This window comes from Pseudomonas sp. GW821-FHT07F01 (assembly GCF_059418825.1).
On sequence record NZ_JBWKQO010000007.1, the window covers coordinates 287,315 to 303,354 of the forward strand.

General features: G+C 63.8%; 16 protein-coding genes and 1 pseudogene. 8 read left to right on the plus strand and 9 right to left on the minus strand.

What is annotated here, in order from left to right; translation table 11 throughout:
- Positions 1-2 precede the first annotated feature (2 nt).
- Positions 3-641 carry a maleylacetoacetate isomerase gene (maiA, locus tag AC07R1_RS26410; RefSeq protein WP_019093360.1) on the plus strand — a complete coding sequence of 213 codons (639 nt, stop codon included), beginning with the start codon at positions 3-5 and terminating at the stop codon, positions 639-641.
- A gap of 138 nt (positions 642-779) precedes the next feature.
- Positions 780-2,147 (plus strand): MFS transporter, encoded by a 1,368-nt coding sequence (locus AC07R1_RS26415; protein WP_103289898.1) that lies wholly within the window; start codon positions 780-782, stop codon positions 2,145-2,147.
- Positions 2,148-2,160: 13 nt separating this feature from the next.
- Here AC07R1_RS26415 and AC07R1_RS26420 read toward each other — a convergent pair whose 3' ends face one another.
- The gene (locus AC07R1_RS26420; protein WP_019093362.1) at positions 2,161-2,628 is read right to left on the minus strand and encodes a GNAT family N-acetyltransferase; all 468 of its coding nucleotides are present in this window, start codon (positions 2,626-2,628) and stop codon (positions 2,161-2,163) included.
- A 229-nt stretch (positions 2,629-2,857) separates the two neighbouring features.
- Complete coding sequence (locus AC07R1_RS26425; protein ID WP_011059326.1) at positions 2,858-3,661, minus strand: SirB1 family protein; 804 nt, start codon at positions 3,659-3,661, stop codon at positions 2,858-2,860.
- Positions 3,662-3,843: 182 nt separating this feature from the next.
- On the opposite strand from AC07R1_RS26425, the gene AC07R1_RS26430 reads away from it, so the two are divergent.
- From AC07R1_RS26430 to AC07R1_RS26440, 3 genes are all read left to right on the plus strand, one after another.
- Positions 3,844-4,863 (plus strand): Leu/Phe/Val dehydrogenase, encoded by a 1,020-nt coding sequence (locus AC07R1_RS26430; RefSeq protein WP_011059327.1) that lies wholly within the window; start codon positions 3,844-3,846, stop codon positions 4,861-4,863.
- Between the two features lie 79 nt (positions 4,864-4,942).
- Positions 4,943-5,197, plus strand: a complete 255-nt coding sequence (locus AC07R1_RS26435) for a hypothetical protein (RefSeq protein WP_041774068.1) — start codon at positions 4,943-4,945, stop codon at positions 5,195-5,197.
- An 11-nt stretch (positions 5,198-5,208) separates the two neighbouring features.
- Positions 5,209-5,661: a hypothetical protein gene (locus AC07R1_RS26440; RefSeq protein WP_103289899.1), complete on the plus strand. Its 453-nt coding sequence runs from the start codon at positions 5,209-5,211 to the stop codon at positions 5,659-5,661.
- Between the two features lie 135 nt (positions 5,662-5,796).
- Here the strand turns inward: AC07R1_RS26440 and AC07R1_RS26445 are convergent.
- Positions 5,797-6,051 (minus strand): annotated as a pseudogene (locus tag AC07R1_RS26445) (YebG family protein); the annotation flags it as partial.
- Between the two features lie 266 nt (positions 6,052-6,317).
- On the opposite strand from AC07R1_RS26445, the gene AC07R1_RS26450 reads away from it, so the two are divergent.
- Positions 6,318-6,818: a phosphate-starvation-inducible protein PsiE gene (locus AC07R1_RS26450; RefSeq protein ID WP_011059330.1), complete on the plus strand. Its 501-nt coding sequence runs from the start codon at positions 6,318-6,320 to the stop codon at positions 6,816-6,818.
- Here AC07R1_RS26450 and AC07R1_RS26455 read toward each other — a convergent pair.
- The 3 genes from AC07R1_RS26455 to AC07R1_RS26465 form a co-directional block, all read right to left on the minus strand.
- The gene (locus tag AC07R1_RS26455; RefSeq protein WP_011059331.1) at positions 6,815-7,132 is read right to left on the minus strand and encodes a DUF3509 domain-containing protein; all 318 of its coding nucleotides are present in this window, start codon (positions 7,130-7,132) and stop codon (positions 6,815-6,817) included. The genes AC07R1_RS26450 and AC07R1_RS26455 overlap by 4 nt on opposite strands.
- Positions 7,133-7,350: 218 nt before the next feature.
- The gene (locus AC07R1_RS26460; protein WP_401261465.1) at positions 7,351-8,646 is read right to left on the minus strand and encodes a serine/threonine transporter; all 1,296 of its coding nucleotides are present in this window, start codon (positions 8,644-8,646) and stop codon (positions 7,351-7,353) included.
- A 63-nt stretch (positions 8,647-8,709) separates the two neighbouring features.
- On the minus strand, positions 8,710-10,086 hold the full coding sequence (locus tag AC07R1_RS26465; protein ID WP_093404674.1) for an L-serine ammonia-lyase: 1,377 nt from the start codon (positions 10,084-10,086) through the stop codon (positions 8,710-8,712).
- 135 nt (positions 10,087-10,221) lie between these two features.
- Between AC07R1_RS26465 and AC07R1_RS26470 the strand changes: the two genes are divergently transcribed.
- Both AC07R1_RS26470 and AC07R1_RS26475 read left to right on the plus strand, forming a co-directional pair.
- Positions 10,222-11,169, plus strand: coding sequence for a LysR substrate-binding domain-containing protein (locus tag AC07R1_RS26470; protein ID WP_011059334.1), 948 nt, complete (start codon positions 10,222-10,224; stop codon positions 11,167-11,169).
- A 213-nt stretch (positions 11,170-11,382) separates the two neighbouring features.
- A complete protein-coding gene (locus AC07R1_RS26475; protein ID WP_011059335.1) occupies positions 11,383-11,790 on the plus strand; it encodes an HPF/RaiA family ribosome-associated protein in 408 nt (135 codons plus the stop codon).
- Positions 11,791-11,860: 70 nt separating this feature from the next.
- Here the strand turns inward: AC07R1_RS26475 and fecA are convergent, their stop codons facing one another.
- From fecA to AC07R1_RS26490, 3 genes are all read right to left on the minus strand, one after another.
- Positions 11,861-14,221, minus strand: a complete 2,361-nt coding sequence (fecA, locus tag AC07R1_RS26480; protein WP_495111103.1) for a TonB-dependent Fe(3+) dicitrate receptor FecA — start codon at positions 14,219-14,221, stop codon at positions 11,861-11,863.
- Between the two features lie 202 nt (positions 14,222-14,423).
- Positions 14,424-15,389 (minus strand): FecR domain-containing protein, encoded by a 966-nt coding sequence (locus AC07R1_RS26485; protein ID WP_053156423.1) that lies wholly within the window; start codon positions 15,387-15,389, stop codon positions 14,424-14,426.
- A gap of 8 nt (positions 15,390-15,397) precedes the next feature.
- On the minus strand, positions 15,398-15,886 hold the full coding sequence (locus tag AC07R1_RS26490; RefSeq protein WP_019093370.1) for a sigma-70 family RNA polymerase sigma factor: 489 nt from the start codon (positions 15,884-15,886) through the stop codon (positions 15,398-15,400).
- Between the last annotated feature and the right edge of the window lie 154 nt (positions 15,887-16,040).

Sequence of the window (16,040 nt, forward strand, 5' to 3'; positions counted from 1 at the left end):
TCATGCAGCTCTATACCTACTACCGCTCTACTGCGTCCTACCGGGTGCGCATCGCTCTGGCCCTCAAGGGCCTGGAGTTCCAGGCCATACCGGTCAATCTGCTGGTGCCCAAGGGCGGTGCGAATCGCCAGCCGGAGTACCTGGAGATCAACCCGCAGGGCCGGGTGCCGGCCCTGCGGACCGATGACGGCGACCTGCTGATCCAGTCGCTGGCAATCATCGAGTACCTGGAGGAGCGTTATCCACAGGTGCCGCTGCTGTCCACGGACCTGGTCAGCCGCGCCCGGGAACGGGCGGTTGCCGCGATCATCGGCTGCGACATTCATCCGCTGCACAACTCCAGCACCCAGAACCTGCTACGGGAATGGGGCCATGAGGAAGCGCAACTGCTGGTGTGGATCGACCACTGGATCAGCCAGGGGCTGGCGGCCCTGGAGCAACTGATCGGCGACCAGGGCTTCTGTTTTGGCGATGAGCCGGGGCTGGCCGATGTGTTCCTGATTCCCCAGCTGTATGCGGCCGAGCGTTTCAAGGTGTCCCTGGACGCTTATCCGCGGATCCTCCGGGTCGCGGCCCTGGCCGCCGAGCACCCGGCGTTCCAGGCCGCGCACCCGGCCAACCAGCCGGATACGCCAGCCTGAACCCGCACGCTGCCCGGTATCCGGGGCAGCGTGGCATCCGCATCACCCAGGCCCCGCAACGGGGCCTGAGCGGTCACCGCCTGTGACCTGCGCAACATTGCTGCCCATAACCATAAAAAACCGAACAGGTACCTTGCGATGCAAAATCAGATTGCCAGCTTTCGTGCTGCGCTCGACGCCCGCCCGGTGTCCCGCTACCAGTGGTTGCTCTTGTTGCTTCTCGCCTTGCTGCTGGTCACCGATGGCTACGACGCCCAGGTCCTGGGCTATGTGGTGCCGGCCCTGGCCCAGGACTGGGGGCTGGAGAAGGCCGCCTTCGGCCCGGTGTTCAGCGCCAACCTGCTGGGCCTGACCCTGGGGTCCCTGGCGGTGACGCCCCTGGCCGACCGTTTTGGCGTGCGCCGGATCTTGCTCGTTTGCGTGCTGATCTACGCCAGCCTGACGGTGCTGATGGTGTTCGCCAATTCCCTGGAAAGCCTGATGGCCGCCCGTTTTATCTGTGGCATCGGCATGGGCGGGGCGATGCCCAGCGCGATGGCGCTGATGTCCGAATATTCGCCGCCGCGCCTGCGCACCCTGATGGTGACCCTGGCCGCCTGCGGTTTCTCCTTTGGCGGCGCGGCGGGTGGTTTCGTTGCCGCCGGCTTCATCGATCGCTTTGGCTGGGAAGCGGTGTTCCTCGCCGGCGGCATCACGCCGCTGCTGCTGTTTCCTTTCCTGCTCTGGCGCCTGCCCGAATCGCTGCCGCGCCTGCTGCGGGACGCGCCGCCCTATGCGCGGTTGCGCAATGTCACCGCACAGATGCTCCCGGACTGGCAACCGCCGGCCGCAGTGCTCAACAGCGGTGAGCAGGCGGACAGCAAGCTCACGGTGCTGGAGTTGTTCCGCCACGGCTATGCACGGCCGACCTTGCTGATCTGGGCGACCTTTTTCGTCAGCCTGATCCTGCTGTATTTCATGATCAGCTGGTTGCCGACGCTGCTGCTGGAGAGTGGCCTGGCCCTGAAGCAGGCCAACCTGGTGACTTCGATGTTCCTCTTCGCTGGCACCCTCGGCGCGATCTGCATGGCCTGGTTCGCCGACCGCCTGAAACGCAAGGTGCGCCTGCTGGCCGCGGTGCTCAGCGCCGCCGCACTGTGCACCGTGCTACTGGGGTTGAACCACGACAACCCGCGCTACCTGGTGGTGTTCGTGTTTGCCGCGGGCTTCTGCATCATCGGTGGCCAGTTGACCCTGAATGCCTTCGCCAGCAACTTCTACCCGGCCCAGGTACGCGCCACCGGCACCGGCTGGGCTTTGGGCGTGGGGCGTTTCGGTTCGATCCTCGGTCCGCTGTTCGGCAGCATGCTGCTGGCGATGCATATTCCGGTGCAGCAGATTTTCTTCTTCTGCGCGATTCCGGCCCTGCTTGCGGCGTTGTTGATCATCCAGGTGCGTTCGCCCCTGGCGTCGGCCTCGGGTGAGGCGGGGCCGGCCGCGCAACGGCAGGCGCCGCTCAAGTCCTGAGGGGCAGGGGGGTTCAGCGTGCCAGGTGCTTGATCATCGGCACGCAGGCCAGGGTCAGGCCCCGGGGCGACTGGTACTGGGCGATGCGCTCACCGACGAAGCCGCAGCGGCGATAAAAGTCGGCGGCGTTGAGGGTCGAATCCAGGATCAGGTGGGGCAACTCGGCTTCCAGCGCCCGTTCTTCGAGGTACTCCATCATCTTGCGGCCGATGCCGCGTCCCATGTAGGCCGGGTCGACGAACACCGCGTCGACCTGCCCGGTCGCCAGGTCGAGCATGCCGCTGGCGGTCACCTGATTGTCGATGACCGCGACATGGCCGGTGTTTTCCACCACTTCGATGAAGTAGTCACTCAGTTCGCCAGCTGTCCAGACCTGGAGGTCCGCTTCGGGGTAGTGGCCGGCGCACTGCTGGTTGATGGCCTGGTTGCGAATGTCGAAGACCCGTTGTGCGTCGGCGCCGTGGGCTTTTCTGATGAGCATGCTGTGTCCGTTCCCTGGGGTTAGCCGCCCATCCTGCCAGAGCCCGGGCGCTGCTGTCATGCGGCCCTGGCCTGGATCAGCAACAGCCCCCAGCCGTTGGCGTGGTGCCGGGGTGGCGCGGGTGGAAATCCTGGAGGAAGCGTTCGGCGCTGTTCATGCTTTTTCATCCTTGCAGCAGGCAGAAGGGCGGCGGGCCTTGTTGCACGGCAGGCGCGAAACAGCGGGGGATTCAGTGCACGATGGTGTTGGGCGGCAGGTGCCCCAGGCGTTCGGTCAGGCGCAGGCGCTGGATCGGGTCGTCGCTGAGCAGCAGGGCGTGCTCCAGGTCGAAGCGTTCGGCATTCGGGCATTCCAGGCGCTGGTAGAGGCTGGCCCGGGCCAGGTAGTCGGCGGCGCTGCCGTTGCCGATTTCCAGGACCCGTTCGGCATTGATCAGGGCCCCCAGGTGGTCGTCGTAGGACAGGTGCAACTGGCGCAGGTTGCGTGACAGGCGCTGGAACATCTGCAGCGGTTCGGCGCTGGCCAGGTGCTCGGCGCTGAGCTTGATATGGGCGCCGTACTGGCGTTGCAGCAGTTCCCGGCAATCGTTGGGGTACAGCCGGCGCCCGCCGCACGGGTCCAGCAGGTGGTCGGCACCGGGCACCCGCAGCAGGAAGTGCCCTGGAAAGTTCACCCCCGCCAGCGGCACCTGCAGCCGCTGCGCCAGTTCCAGAGCGATCAGGGCCAGGGCCAGGGGCTGGCCGCGCCGACGCTCCAGGACCTTGTCCATCAGCGCCGCCTGGGGCCGCAGGGGTAGGTGTTCGTCCTGCTGGAAACCCAGGTCGTTGAGCCGGCGCAACAGCGGTTGGCCAAGCTCGTTCGCCGGCAGCGTCGGCAGGCTGCTGCCCACTTGCTGCTGCAGTTGCTTGAACTCCTCCAGCAACAGGCCGGGCACCACCTGGGGATCATGCTCGGCGGCAATCCACAGGGCAGCTTCCAGCAGGGCGGGTGGCGAGCGGTGCAGACAGGCGAAAAAAGCTTGGCGCGGGTTCATCTCGATCTCCGACGGATGCCTCGTTTTAGCCTCGTGACGAAGCTTCGTCCAGTGTTGAAATGCGTGGTAGCAGGTTATTTCCCAAAGCCTGCAAAACCCCGGGGCTTATTCCTGCGCGGCGCAGCAAATTCCAGGCGCAAGCCTATACTGGCGTCTACAAGAAGTGATTCGGGAGCCCGTCGATGTTCGCTCTCATGCACAGCACCCGCCTTGAATCGCTGCACCTCAGCGTCGACCCCTGTACCGGGTTGAAGGCAGTGATCGCCATCCACGACAGCCGCCTGGGGCCCGCCCTGGGCGGCTGTCGTTACCTCGCCTACCCCGACGACAGCAGTGCCGTGACGGATGCCGCGCGCCTGGCCCAGGGCATGAGCTACAAGGCCGCCCTGGCCGGCCTGCCCCAGGGGGGCGGTACCGCCGTGATCATCCGCCCCGCCCATGTGGAAAGCCGCGCCGCCCTGTTCGAAGCCTTCGGCCGATGCGTCGAGCAACTGGACGGGCGCTACATCACCGCCATCGACAGCGGCACCTCGGTGGCCGACATGGACTGCATCGCCCAGCAGACCCGTTACGTCACCAGCACCAGTGCCGCGGGCGACCCGGCCCCCCATGCCGCCATGGGAGTGTTCGCCGGCATTCGCAGCACCGCCATGGCGCGCCTGGGCAGCGACAACCTGGAAGGCCTGCGGGTGGCGATCCAGGGGCTGGGCAATGTCGGCTATGCCCTGGCCGAGCAGTTGCACGCTGCCGGGGCGGAGTTGCTGGTCAGCGATATCGATGCCGGCAAGGTGCAACTGGCCATGGAGCAACTGGGCGCCCATCCCATCGCCAACGATTCTCTGCTCAGCACCCCTTGCGACATCCTCGCACCCTGCGGCCTGGGGGCGGTGCTCAACAGCCTCAGCGTGGCGCAACTGCGCTGCTCGGCGGTGGCGGGTTCGGCCAACAATCAACTGACCAACCTGCAGGTGGCCGATCAACTGGAGCGCCGCGGGATTCTCTATGCGCCGGACTACGTGATCAATTCCGGGGGGCTGATCTATGTGTCCCTCAAGCACCGCAACACGGAACTGCCGGTCATCACCGCCCACCTGTCGAAGATCAGCCAGCGGCTGACGGAAATCTTCGCCCACGCCCAGGCCGAAAAGCGCTCCCCGGCGCGAGTGGCCGATGAACTGGCGGAACGGGTGCTGTACCGCTAGGCATTCTTGCCTTAACCCTTGGCCAGGCTCTGTGTACCATCCGGCTGCGAAGTGCCCACTGACAAGGAATGTATCGACGATGCGTGAAGCGCTGGAGACCGGGCTGGATGAGCAGTTGTCCTGCCTGTTGCGGGCGGGGGCGGACTTTCAGGCGGTTCGTGATGTTCTTGTGGCATACCGGGACAAGGGCTTTTGCGCAGAGGCCGTATACAAGCATCTGGCATCACTCCGCCCTGGCGCATCAGAAGAGCTGGAGGACCGAATTCTGGAAGCCATGGATATCGCATCAGGTTTTTGTTCCGCAGGCTCCAGGGTCTGGGACGTCGCGCAATGACAGCGCCAGATATGGCCCCACCATTGACTGGCTGCTCCATCAGGCAACTGCAGTTGTACGCAGCGGCATGCCTGGCGGTTTACTGCGAACGAAAAGGCATTGCTCACCCGTCCATCGATGAGTTGATAAAGCACCTTGAGGGCTACCCGCCAAAGGGCGATCTACTGGCGTGGGAGAGAGCCGGGGCGCTGCTGGCACTCAATGGTCGCGGAGATGATTGGCCCCAGGAGCTTGTCGCCTTGATAGCGCCTGAAGAGGTCGAGGCGTTCTCCTGCATCGTTGACAGCGCAGTTGAGGTGGGAATGGTTGACCTGTATGGCGACTCGACTGAGATGCCCCTGGCCTTCCTGGGCAAGATCACTTCCCTGCTGCATCGCAACGCTATCGAATTGCCTGATCCGCCTGGGGCGACAGCGCTTGAACCGGCCACCGCACAAGTGCCACTCTTGCCCTCGCAGGCATGAAAAAAGCCCTGTGCCAGGGGCACAGGGCTTATTCAATTCGCGTAAAGCCTATTTTGCGGCCTTGGCCGCTTTCGCCGGTTTGGCTGGCGCCTCGGCTTCAACAGGTTGCGGCTCTGCCACAGCCTCCACTACGGGAGCAGGGGCACTGAGCAACTCGGACAACGCGTCCGGCTGGCTCTTGAACGCCTTGGCGAACACATCGCGGTTCTTCGCCATGTAGATCCCGGCTTCTTCCACCTGCTGTTCGCTCAGCGACGGCACGGCTTTGTGCAACACTTCAGCGAGCAATTCAGCCAGTTCGAGCATTTTGTCATGACGGTCAGCTTCGGCTTTATCCATGAACAAGCGCTCCAGATCTCGGCTGCTGCGGTATACCACTTCGACGGCCATTCACCACCTCACATGCCTTCACGATAATGGGTCTGTATAAACACTGTATCTATATACAGGTCGAGAGAATAGGCGAAACCTTTTCCCTTGGATAGTGGCTTTTTAATGTAGACGCAATTTTTTTCCCGGGCCGATTGTTACCAGGCCGTGCCTCGTTGCCGGCGGCCACCATCTCATTGAAGGCTCCTGGCCTTTTTTCTGCATGCAGAACAACCGTCACGTCCAATCCGCATCATCCGGTCGAAACGACCTAAGGAAAAACCATCGTGAAAATCAATTGGGCCGAGAACCTGCGGCAGAACGTCCACCAGCTGGCCGAATCCCTGGGCAACCTGTTCGTCGAGTCGTTCCACTACCTGGCGCTGTTCGCCATCGGTGCGGTGACCGCCTGGGCGGCGGTGATGGAATTTTTGCAGATGATCGAGGTGGGCCACATCAAGATCGATGACATCCTGCTGCTGTTCATCTACCTGGAATTGGGGGCGATGGTCGGCATCTACTTCAAGACCAACCACATGCCGGTGCGTTTCCTGATCTACGTGGCGATCACCGCGCTGACCCGGTTGCTGATTTCCAACGTCTCGCACCACAACCCGCCGGACCTGGGCATCATCTACCTGTGCGGCGGCATCCTGTTGCTGGCCTTCGCCATCCTGGTGGTGCGCTACGCCTCGTCGCAGTTCCCTTCGGTGAAGATCGAGCATCCGCAGCGCAAGATCGGCGCGGGCTCCGGCGAACACCCGGAAGTGGAGAAGGGCGAGCTCTAGAACCTCAGGGCCGGCGGCGCGAGCTTCTGGCCGGTGGGCGGCGGCAGGCCCAGGCTGTCGCCGTTGGTCATGGCCTCGAGAATGGCCACGGCACTGTGGCCCTGCTCGATGGCGATACCAAACTGAATGCTTTGCACCAGGCGCTTGATGCGCTGCGGGTCATTGCGCTGGGCCGCGCTGATCATGCGCTTGGCCACCACCCGGCCACCTTCGGACAAGGTCAGCATGATGCTGCCGTCCAGGCCCTGGATGCTCAGGTTGACCTGGTATTGCGGGGTGAAGGTGTCGGTAATCAGTTGAAAAGGGTTGTCCATGATGCGTCACCGCCTGATTGGATCGTGCAGTCATTGACCGGCAGGGCGCGGAATTAGTTCGCGATTCCGGACCACTGGCCAGTCGTTCGCCGAGGGTGGCCAACGTCCGTATTCCTCCCCCGGGACAAAGCAAGGGACATGCCGGGAAACGCGCCGGGCAATGAATACGGGGACAAAAAAGCGGACCACGAGGTCCGCTTTTTTTATCCCGGTCCGATTCAGGGCACGACTGAATAAATGATCGCAGACAGTGCGACCAGCCCGATCAGCACCACGAACAGGTTCGACAACTGGCCCGAATACTGGCGCAGTGAAGGCACCCGCCGGATCGCATACATCGGCATCAGGAACAGCAGGCAGGCGATTACCGGTCCGCCCATGGTCTCGATGATGCGCAGGATGCTCGGGTTGAAGGTGGCCACGGCCCAGCACGTGAGGATCATGAACAGCGCGGTGATCTTTTCCAGGCTGTTGGAGGACAGCGAGCGCCCCCGCAGGTTTTTCACGATCAGGCCCTGGAAGCCTTCGCTGGCGCCGATGTAGTGGCCCAGGAACGACTTGGTAATGGCCACCAGGGCGATCAGCGGGGCGGCATAGGCAATCACCGGGGTCTGGAAGTGGTTGGCCAGGTAGGACAGGATCGAGATATTCTGTTCCTTGGCCGCTACCAGGTCCGCCGGCGACAGGGCCAGCACGCAACTGAAGCAGAAGAACATCACTGTCAGCACCATCATGCCGTGGGCCGTGGCCAGGATACCGCTGCTCTTGGCTTCGGCCTGCGGGCCGTAATGGCGCTTCTGATCCAGGGCGAAGGCCGAGATGATCGGCGAATGGTTGAAGGAAAACACCATCACCGGGATCGCCAGCCACAGGGTCTTGAAGAACAGCGGCAGGGGCATGCCTTCGCCGGCCGAGGCGAAGAACGCGCCGTTCCAGTTGGGGATCAGGCTCAGGGCCAGTAGCAGCAACGCGGCGACGAACGGGTAGACCAGCAGGCTCATGGCCCGCACGATCACGCCCTGGCCGCAGCGCACGATGGCCATCAGGCCGAGGATCAGCAGCAGCGACAGCAGCGCCCGCGGCGGTGGAGTCATGTGCAGCTGGTGTTCCATGAAACTGCTCAGGGTGTTGGTCAGCGCCACGCTGTACACCAGCAGGATCGGGAAGATGGCAAAGAAGTAGAGCAGGGTGATGAGCTTGCCGGCGCCGACCCCGAAATGCTCCTCGACCACTTCGGTGATGTCTCCGGAGCGCCCGGAAAGAACGAAGCGGGTCAGGCCGCGGTGGGCGAAGAAGGTCATGGGGAAGGCCAGCAGCGCCAGCACGATCAGCGGCCAGAAGCCGCCAACCCCGGCGTTGATCGGCAGGAACAGGGTGCCGGCGCCGATGGCGGTGCCATACAGGCCGAGCATCCAGGTGGTGTCGTGCTTGCTCCAGCCCTGGCGGGCGCTGGTGGTGTCGCGGGGTGTGGCTACAGCAGGGTTTTGGGCAGCAGGTGTCGGTACATCGGTCATCGTTATCGCCTCGTTATTATTTTTGCTCGGGCTCACGTAGTGCGGACGGTCAGGGAAGGCTCCTCAGCATTCCACCCAGCTCACCGCCAGGCCGCCCCGTGAAGTCTCTTTGTATTTGTCATGCATGTCGGCGCCGGTATCGCGCATGGTGCGGATCACCCGGTCCAGGGAGATGAAGTGCTTGCCGTCGCCGCGCAGGGCCATCTGGGTGGCGTTGATCGCCTTCACCGCGGCAATCGCGTTGCGTTCGATGCAGGGCACCTGCACCAGCCCGCCTACGGGGTCGCAGGTCAGGCCGAGGTTGTGCTCCAGCCCGATTTCCGCGGCATTGCACAGTTGCTCCGGGGTCGCCCCGAGGATCTCCGCCAGCCCGGCGGCAGCCATGGCGCAGGCCGAGCCCACTTCGCCCTGGCAGCCGACTTCGGCGCCGGAGATGGAGGCGTTCTTCTTGCACAGGATGCCCACGGCGGCGGCACCGAGGAAAAAGTTGAGGATGTCGTCGTCACAGGCCTGCGGGTTGAACTTCATGTAGTAGTGCAGCACCGCCGGGATGATCCCCGCCGCGCCGTTGGTGGGCGCGGTGACCATGCGCCCGCCGGCGGCGTTTTCCTCGTTCACGGCCAGGGCATAGAGGTTGACCCACTCCATGGCCGAGAGGGTCGAGGTGATGACATTCGGCTTGCCGATTTCCAGCAAGCTGCGGTGCAGCTTGGCGGCGCGGCGGGGTACGTCGAGGCCGCCGGGCAGGATGCCTTCGTGGCGCAGGCCCTGTTCCACGCATTCGCGCATCACCGACCAGATGTGCAGCAGGCCGCTGCGGATCTCGGCGTCGCTGCGCCAGGCCCGTTCATTGGCCAGCATCAGTTCGCCGACCCGCAGCTTATGGGTCTTGCACAGGGCCAGCAGTTCAGCGGCACTGTTGAAGTCGTAGGGCAGTTGGACGCCGGTGGTGGTTTCGGCACCAGCCTCGACCTGGGCCGCTTCGATGATGAAGCCGCCACCCACCGAGTAGTAGGTCTGCTCCAGCAGCGTGCCCTGCTCGCCAAAGGCGGTCAGGGACATGGCGTTGGGGTGGTAGGGCAGGCTTTCGTCCAGCAGGAGCAGGTCCTGCTGCCAGTCAAAGGCAATGGGGCTGTGCCCGCCCAGCAGCAGTTGGCCGCTGTCGCGCAACTGCTGGATGCGCGGGTTGATGCTGGTGGGGTCGATGCTGTCTGGCCATTCACCCATCAGCCCCATGACACTGGCGCGGTCGGTGGCATGGCCGACGCCGGTGGCGGACAGCGAACCATAGAGACGGATCTGTACCCGCTGCACCTGGTCTTGCAGGCCCTGCTCGAACAGCGCCTGGGCGAAGGTCGCGGCGGCGCGCATCGGGCCCACGGTGTGGGAGCTGGAGGGGCCGATACCGACTTTGAAGAGATCGAAAACACTGATAGCCATGCTAAAGCCTTACAAGCAATGGAAGGTGGATCGCTGCCATTTTTTGTAGGCCAAGCGCAATGTCGGCGATACTGCCCGCCTCGGTCAGCACTGACCAACGAAACTTCCTAAGAGATCCTTTAGCAGGGCTAAACGATGAGCCGACAATTTCATGCCCAGACCTATGTCTGGCTGCATGTGTTTTCCTGTGCCGCGCGGCACCTGTCTTTCACCCGGTGTGCCGAAGAGCTGCACATCACGCCAGGGGCGGTCAGCCAGCAGATCCGCCAATTGGAGGAACGCCTGGGTTTTCGCCTGTTTCACCGGCGGCCCCGGGGGGTGGAACTGAGTGCCGAAGGCCAGCGGCTGGCGCTGACGGTGAGCGAGGCCTACGGCAGCATCGACGCGGAACTGCGGCGCCTGGATGCGGGGATGATCGGGGGGACCTTGCGCTTGCGCTCGATCCCGTCGTTTCTCGGCAAGTGGCTGACTCCGCGCCTGCCGCGCCTGCAGCAGCGTTATCCGGAGATCCAGCTGCGGCTGGTGGCCGAAGACAGCAGCGTGGCCCTGCACGAGGGCGACTTCGACCTGGCCATCGACCTGAACGACGGTAGCTACCCCGGCTTGCAGTCCACCGCGTTGCTGGACGAGCAGATCTTCCCGGTGTGCGCCCCGAGCCTGCTGCGTGGGCGCCCGCCGCTGCACGGTCCGGCGGACCTGGCGCACTTTGCGCTGTTGCACGACATCACCGCCTGGCGCGGCAGCTATGAATACGCCGAGTGGGAGTTCTACCTCAATGCCATCGGCTTCGAGGGCGCGGACGTGCGTCGTGGCCATACCTTCAATCGCAACCACCTGACCATCGAGGCGGCGATTGCCGGCATGGGCGTGGCGATTGCCCGGCGCACCCTGCTCAATGACGAACTGGAGCGTGGCACCCTGATCGTGCCTTTCGGCCTGGCGGTGCCCAACCACAAACGCTACGTGCTGCTCTATGCGCCGGGCGCACTGAGCCATCCGGGCGTACGCGCGGTGCATGACTGGCTGGTGGAGGAAGCGGAGATCTTTCGCGGCTTGCACCCTCTGGGCGAGGGGCAGCTGTGAGCGGTTTTGACTGACGCATAGGGCGGGCTAACTCCCGACCTTAACAGCGCCTTTGCGGTTTGTCCGGCTTTATTTGCGTATGAATATTTATCTTTTTTAAGGGGTTGAAATGTTCGTCGCCGTGCCTAATTGTGTAATCAAGAGGTCACGAAATGCAGGTTCATACGCATTGCCTTGACCCTCTTACGAGCAAGCTGAAATAAGGGAAGAACTATGCAAATCCAAGTCCATAGCGATAACCATATTCAAAGCAGCCTTCGGATGGAGGAGTGGGTGCGCAGCACCGTTGAAAGCACGCTCGAACGCTACGAAGAAGACCTGACCCGGGTAGTGGTCCACCTGCGGGACGAGAACGGCGGCAAGTCGGGTCCGGACGATATGCGCTGCCAGCTGGAAGCCCGTCCGAAAGGTCACCAACCGGTTTCCGTGACCCACAAGGCCGACACCCTGGAGCAGGCCCTCGACGGCGCCACCGTCAAGTTGGAAAGTGCCCTGGAGCACATGTTCGGCAAATTGCGCGGCAAACGTGCGGCAGCGGTGCCCACAGCCGATGGCAGCGAGGCAGATGCCCTGCTCGAAGAAGAATTCCTGGAGAACCAACAGGCCGCACTCAATAGCTGACGGCCGAGTTTCACCCCCCAACCGGACGGGCCTGCATTGCAGGCCCGTTTTGCTTTTTGGGGAAAATTAATCAGAACGCCACGGAGGTCTGCACATAGAGCGTGCGTGGCTCGCCTACGTACTTGCCCTTGTTGTTGTCGTCGAAGGAACGGGTGAAGTACTGGTGGTTGAAGATGTTCTTCACCCCCACCGCCACGTTCAGGTCCGACAGTTGCGGGCCGAAGTCATACCCGGCGCGGGTGCTGAACAGCATGTAGCCGGGGATGCGCCCGGTGCTGCCATCGGCGCTTTCGGCACGGGTGTTGGCATTGTCGGCAAACTGGCTGCTCTGGTAGCTGCTGTCGAGGTTGAGCTTCCACGGGCCTTCGGTGTAGCTCACCCCCAGGGTGCCCTTGTGCTTGGAGGAGAAGGGCACGCGGTTGCCCTTGTTCGGGCCGTCTTCACGAATGGTGGCATCGACATAGGCGTAGGTGGCGTAGACATCGAAGCCCGCCAGCGCCGGGGCCAGGCCATCCAGGGCGTAGCTGACGCTGCTCTCGATACCCTGGTGGTGAGTCTCGCCCCGGGCGATCACCGTGTCGTTGGTCTGGTTGCTGTCGTACTGGTTGTCGAAGTTGATCAGGAAAGCGCCGATCTCCGCCCGCAGGGTGCCGTCGTCATAGCGGGTGCCCAGTTCCCAGGTGCGGGCTTTCTCCGGCTTGACCTCGCCACTGGCCACGCGGTTGGGCATCTGGCTGTATTGCACGCTGCCGAAGGAACCTTCGGTGTTGGCGTAGAGGTTCCAGCTCTCGTTGAGGTGGTACATCACATTCAGCGCCGGCAGCGCGGTGTTGTAGTCACCCTTGTATTTGACGTGGGTGAGGTTGTTGCTCTGCTGCGACTCGATCATCTCATAGCGGATGCCCGGGGTCAGGGTCCACTTGCCGATATCGATCCGGTCATCGACGAAGAACGCATGGGCTTCGGTGCCGCCACGGGTGTCGCGGTCATTGCGGCTGTTGCTGGTGGGCAGTTGCTGGTTGGCGGTCAGCGGCGTGCGATAGCGCAGTTCATGACCGGCTTCGTTGATGTAGCGGTATCCGACGCCCACTTCGTGGCTGCTGTCCCCCAGGTCGAAGCCTTGGGCGAAACGGGTTTCCAGGCCGCGTACCCAGTATTCGCGAGGCGACAGGGAGAGGAAGCTGCCCTGGTCCAGGTAACCGCTGCGCAGGGTCTTGGTGAAGAAGCTGTTGACGGTGAATTCGCGGCGGTCTTCCTGGTAGCGGTAGCCGACGTTGAACATCGTGCGCCGGCCCCAGAACTTGTCGTAGGGGCGGGTCGACTGGTACGGGTCAGCCTTGTAGTCCGCCACGTTCAGGCCGCCGGGCATGTCCGCCTCACCTTCGTAGTACTGGGCCATGGCATTGAAACTGTTGGCTTCATCGAGCTGGTACTTGCCCTTGAGGATCAGGTCGTCGATCTGCGTGTCGCTGTGTTCGCGCCAGTCGCCGCCGCGGGTGCCGGAGTACAGCAGGGCGCCGCCCAGCCCGTTGTCGGCGGTGCCACCGGCCAGCAGGTTGCCGGTGGTCTTGAAGCCGTCATGGCTGGAGGAGGGGCTGGTTTCGGTCTGGAAGCCGCCCTTGACCGTCGGCGCGTCGGGAATTGCCCGGGTCACGAAGTTGACGATGCCGCCGACGTTCTGCGGGCCATAGCGCACCGCGCCACCACCGCGCACCACGTCCACGGCATCCATGTTGCCCATGCTGATGGGGGCAAACGACAGTTGCGGCTGACCGTAGGGGGCGAAGGGTACCGGGATGCCGTCCATCAGCACCGTGGAGCGCGAGGCCAGGCGCGGATTGAGGCCGCGGATGCCGAAGTTCAGCGCCATGTCGTGGCTGCCGGTGCCGTTGTTGTCCGGTGCGTTGACCCCGGGAATCCGATTGAGCACGTCCCGCGCCTGGGTGGCGCCCTGGCGTTCGAACTCCTCGCGACGGATCACGTCCCGGGCCCCTGGGTGCTCGAACACATCGCTTTGCTGGGCATCGCCGAGCCAGTCGCCGACCACGCTGGAGGCGCCCAGGTGCAGCGGCTGCGCAGCGGCCTCGGGGCTGGCCGGTTGCAGGCTGAAGGCATTGCTGCCCTCGGCCCGGGCTTGCAGGCCGGTGCCTTGCAGCAGAACGTTCAGGCCTTCCTGCGGGCTGTACTGGCCTTGCAGGCCACGGCTTTGCACGCCATTGGTGACGTGTGAACCGAAAGAGATCAGCACCCCGGCTTGCCGGCCGAACTGGTTCAGGGCGTTTTCCAGCGAGGTCGGGGCGATGTGATAACTCTGGGCCTGGGCCTCGGCGGCCTGGACCAGGGGCAGGCTGGCCAGGCTCAGGCTGGCCCCCAGCAGCAAGTGGCGCAGGGTACGGGCCAGAGGCGTGAGGCAGGTGGGTTGCTCGGTCATGAAGGTGGGTCCTGAGAAGGGGGAATCAAGGTGGCTTTCCTTCTCTGTCACTTGAACCTGGGGAAACGGCTCATGGGCGGTGGTTTTTTTTCGATGCCGGGGCGGGCGGCGATTGGTTTGCGGGGGCTTGGGTGCGGCACGGGTCAAGGGCGCGTCCCCTGCGGAGCCGGTTGTAGCCCGCGGCAGCAGCGACAGAGTGCCGTCAGGCGCGGGCCTGGACGGTGACCCAATAGCGGGTGAAGCGACGTACCTTGACCGGCAGGCTGATCTCCAGCAGGTCGAGAATCCGCTCGCTGTCATCCAGGGGGTAGCTGCCGGAAATCAGCAGGTCCGCCACCTGCGCATCACAGTTGAGCTGGCCGCGGCGGTAGCGCCCCAGTTCGTCGAGAAAGTCCGCCAGGCGCATGTGCGCTGCCACCAGCATGCCTTCGCTCCAGGCGCCGCTGCCGGCATCCAGGGCCCGGGGAGCTTGCCAGCTGTTGCCGGTGAAATTCAGTTGCTGCCCGGCCGCCACCTGGGGCGGGGTTGTGGCGTAGTCCAGGGGCGTCACGCCGACGGTTCCGGAGAACACCGCCAGTTGGGTGTAGTCCTTGAATTGGCGCAGGTTCAGCCGCGCGCCTTGCGGGCTTACCTGCCCTTGTGCGGTCTGCACCCGCAGCGGCCGGGCATCCTGGGCACTGGTGAGCATGATCTCGCCCTCCAGCAGGCGGATCAGCCGTTGCTGGCCATCAAAGCGCACATCCACCGCGCTGCTGGTATTGAGCTGCAACTGGCTGCCGTCGCTCAGTTGCAGTTTGCGCCGCTGCCCCAGGGGGCTGCGGTAATCCGCCAGCAGTGGCGGCAGCGGGTTGTGTTCGCGCAGGCCCCAGGCGGCGGCCGAGCCGGCGCCGAGAATCAGCAGCAGCTTCAGTGCCTGGCGCCGGCTGGCGGATTTCGGCGCGTTCAGGGCGGCGTGGGCCAGGGGCGAAGACAGGCCACGCAGGCGCTGGTTGACGCGCTGGATATGCTCCCAGGCCCGCTGATGTTCGCTGTGGGCATCGTGCCATTGCTGCCAGGCCTGTTGCTGGCGCGCGCTCAAGGGCCCGCCCTGCATTTCGATCAGCCAGTGCACGGCCTGTTCGGCCACCTGGTTGCTGAAATCGGGCTGGCCATTGAGGTGTGGGTTCATCGAGGCACTCACAGGGCGAAGTAGCAGCGCATGGCCGCTTTGTTCAGGTGGCGTTTGACCGTGGCGATGGAGATATTCAGCTCCCGGGCGATTTCGCCGTAGGTCAGGCCGTCCAGCTGGCACAGCAGAAAGGCTCGCTTGACCGGCCGCGGCAGGCCGTCGAGCAGGCTGTCCAGATCCATCAGGGTTTGCAGGATGATGGCCCGCTCTTCCTCGGAGGGCGCCACCTGTTCAGGCATCTGCGCCAGGGTTTCCTGATAGGCCCGCTCCAGGTCCTGGCGCCGGTAGTGGTTGAACAGCACGCGCTTGGCGATGGTGGTGAGAAACGCCCGGGGCTCGATCAGGGCCGGTGTTTCCCGGGCGCTGAGTACCCGGATGAAGGTGTCCTGGGCCAGGTCTGCGGCGCTGTGGGGGCAGCCGAGCCGGCGCCGCAACCAGGTGTTCAACCAGCTGTGATGGGCCTGGTAGAGGCCTTCGACGGTAGCGGTGTGGGACAAGCCGGACGCTCCTGCACCGAGATGGCGCATAAGAGAACAAGAATTGTTCGCATTGTAGTGGGGCGACATGGCATTCGGCAATCAGGCCGGACCGACGGGTTTGCATCGGGTTCGTCGCTGCTTTTTGCATATGAGAATATTTATCATTAAACTG

What these genes read in the sequence shown, in the direction of transcription:
- maiA (WP_019093360.1), top strand. Translation starts at nt 3, where the DNA reads ATGCAGCTCTATACCTACTACCGCTCTACTGCGTCCTACCGGGTGCGC.
- AC07R1_RS26430 (WP_011059327.1), top strand. Translation starts at nt 3,844, where the DNA reads ATGTTCGCTCTCATGCACAGCACCCGCCTTGAATCGCTGCACCTCAGC.
- AC07R1_RS26420 (WP_019093362.1), bottom strand. Translation starts at nt 2,628, where the DNA reads ATGCTCATCAGAAAAGCCCACGGCGCCGACGCACAACGGGTCTTCGAC.
- AC07R1_RS26455 (WP_011059331.1), bottom strand. Translation starts at nt 7,132, where the DNA reads ATGGACAACCCTTTTCAACTGATTACCGACACCTTCACCCCGCAATAC.
- AC07R1_RS26470 (WP_011059334.1), top strand. Translation starts at nt 10,222, where the DNA reads ATGAGCCGACAATTTCATGCCCAGACCTATGTCTGGCTGCATGTGTTT.
- AC07R1_RS26475 (WP_011059335.1), top strand. Translation starts at nt 11,383, where the DNA reads ATGCAAATCCAAGTCCATAGCGATAACCATATTCAAAGCAGCCTTCGG.
- AC07R1_RS26460 (WP_401261465.1), bottom strand. Translation starts at nt 8,646, where the DNA reads ATGACCGATGTACCGACACCTGCTGCCCAAAACCCTGCTGTAGCCACA.
- AC07R1_RS26440 (WP_103289899.1), top strand. Translation starts at nt 5,209, where the DNA reads ATGGCCCCACCATTGACTGGCTGCTCCATCAGGCAACTGCAGTTGTAC.
- AC07R1_RS26415 (WP_103289898.1), top strand. Translation starts at nt 780, where the DNA reads ATGCAAAATCAGATTGCCAGCTTTCGTGCTGCGCTCGACGCCCGCCCG.
- AC07R1_RS26465 (WP_093404674.1), bottom strand. Translation starts at nt 10,086, where the DNA reads ATGGCTATCAGTGTTTTCGATCTCTTCAAAGTCGGTATCGGCCCCTCC.
- AC07R1_RS26485 (WP_053156423.1), bottom strand. Translation starts at nt 15,389, where the DNA reads ATGAACCCACACCTCAATGGCCAGCCCGATTTCAGCAACCAGGTGGCC.
- AC07R1_RS26435 (WP_041774068.1), top strand. Translation starts at nt 4,943, where the DNA reads ATGCGTGAAGCGCTGGAGACCGGGCTGGATGAGCAGTTGTCCTGCCTG.
- AC07R1_RS26425 (WP_011059326.1), bottom strand. Translation starts at nt 3,661, where the DNA reads ATGAACCCGCGCCAAGCTTTTTTCGCCTGTCTGCACCGCTCGCCACCC.
- fecA (WP_495111103.1), bottom strand. Translation starts at nt 14,221, where the DNA reads ATGACCGAGCAACCCACCTGCCTCACGCCTCTGGCCCGTACCCTGCGC.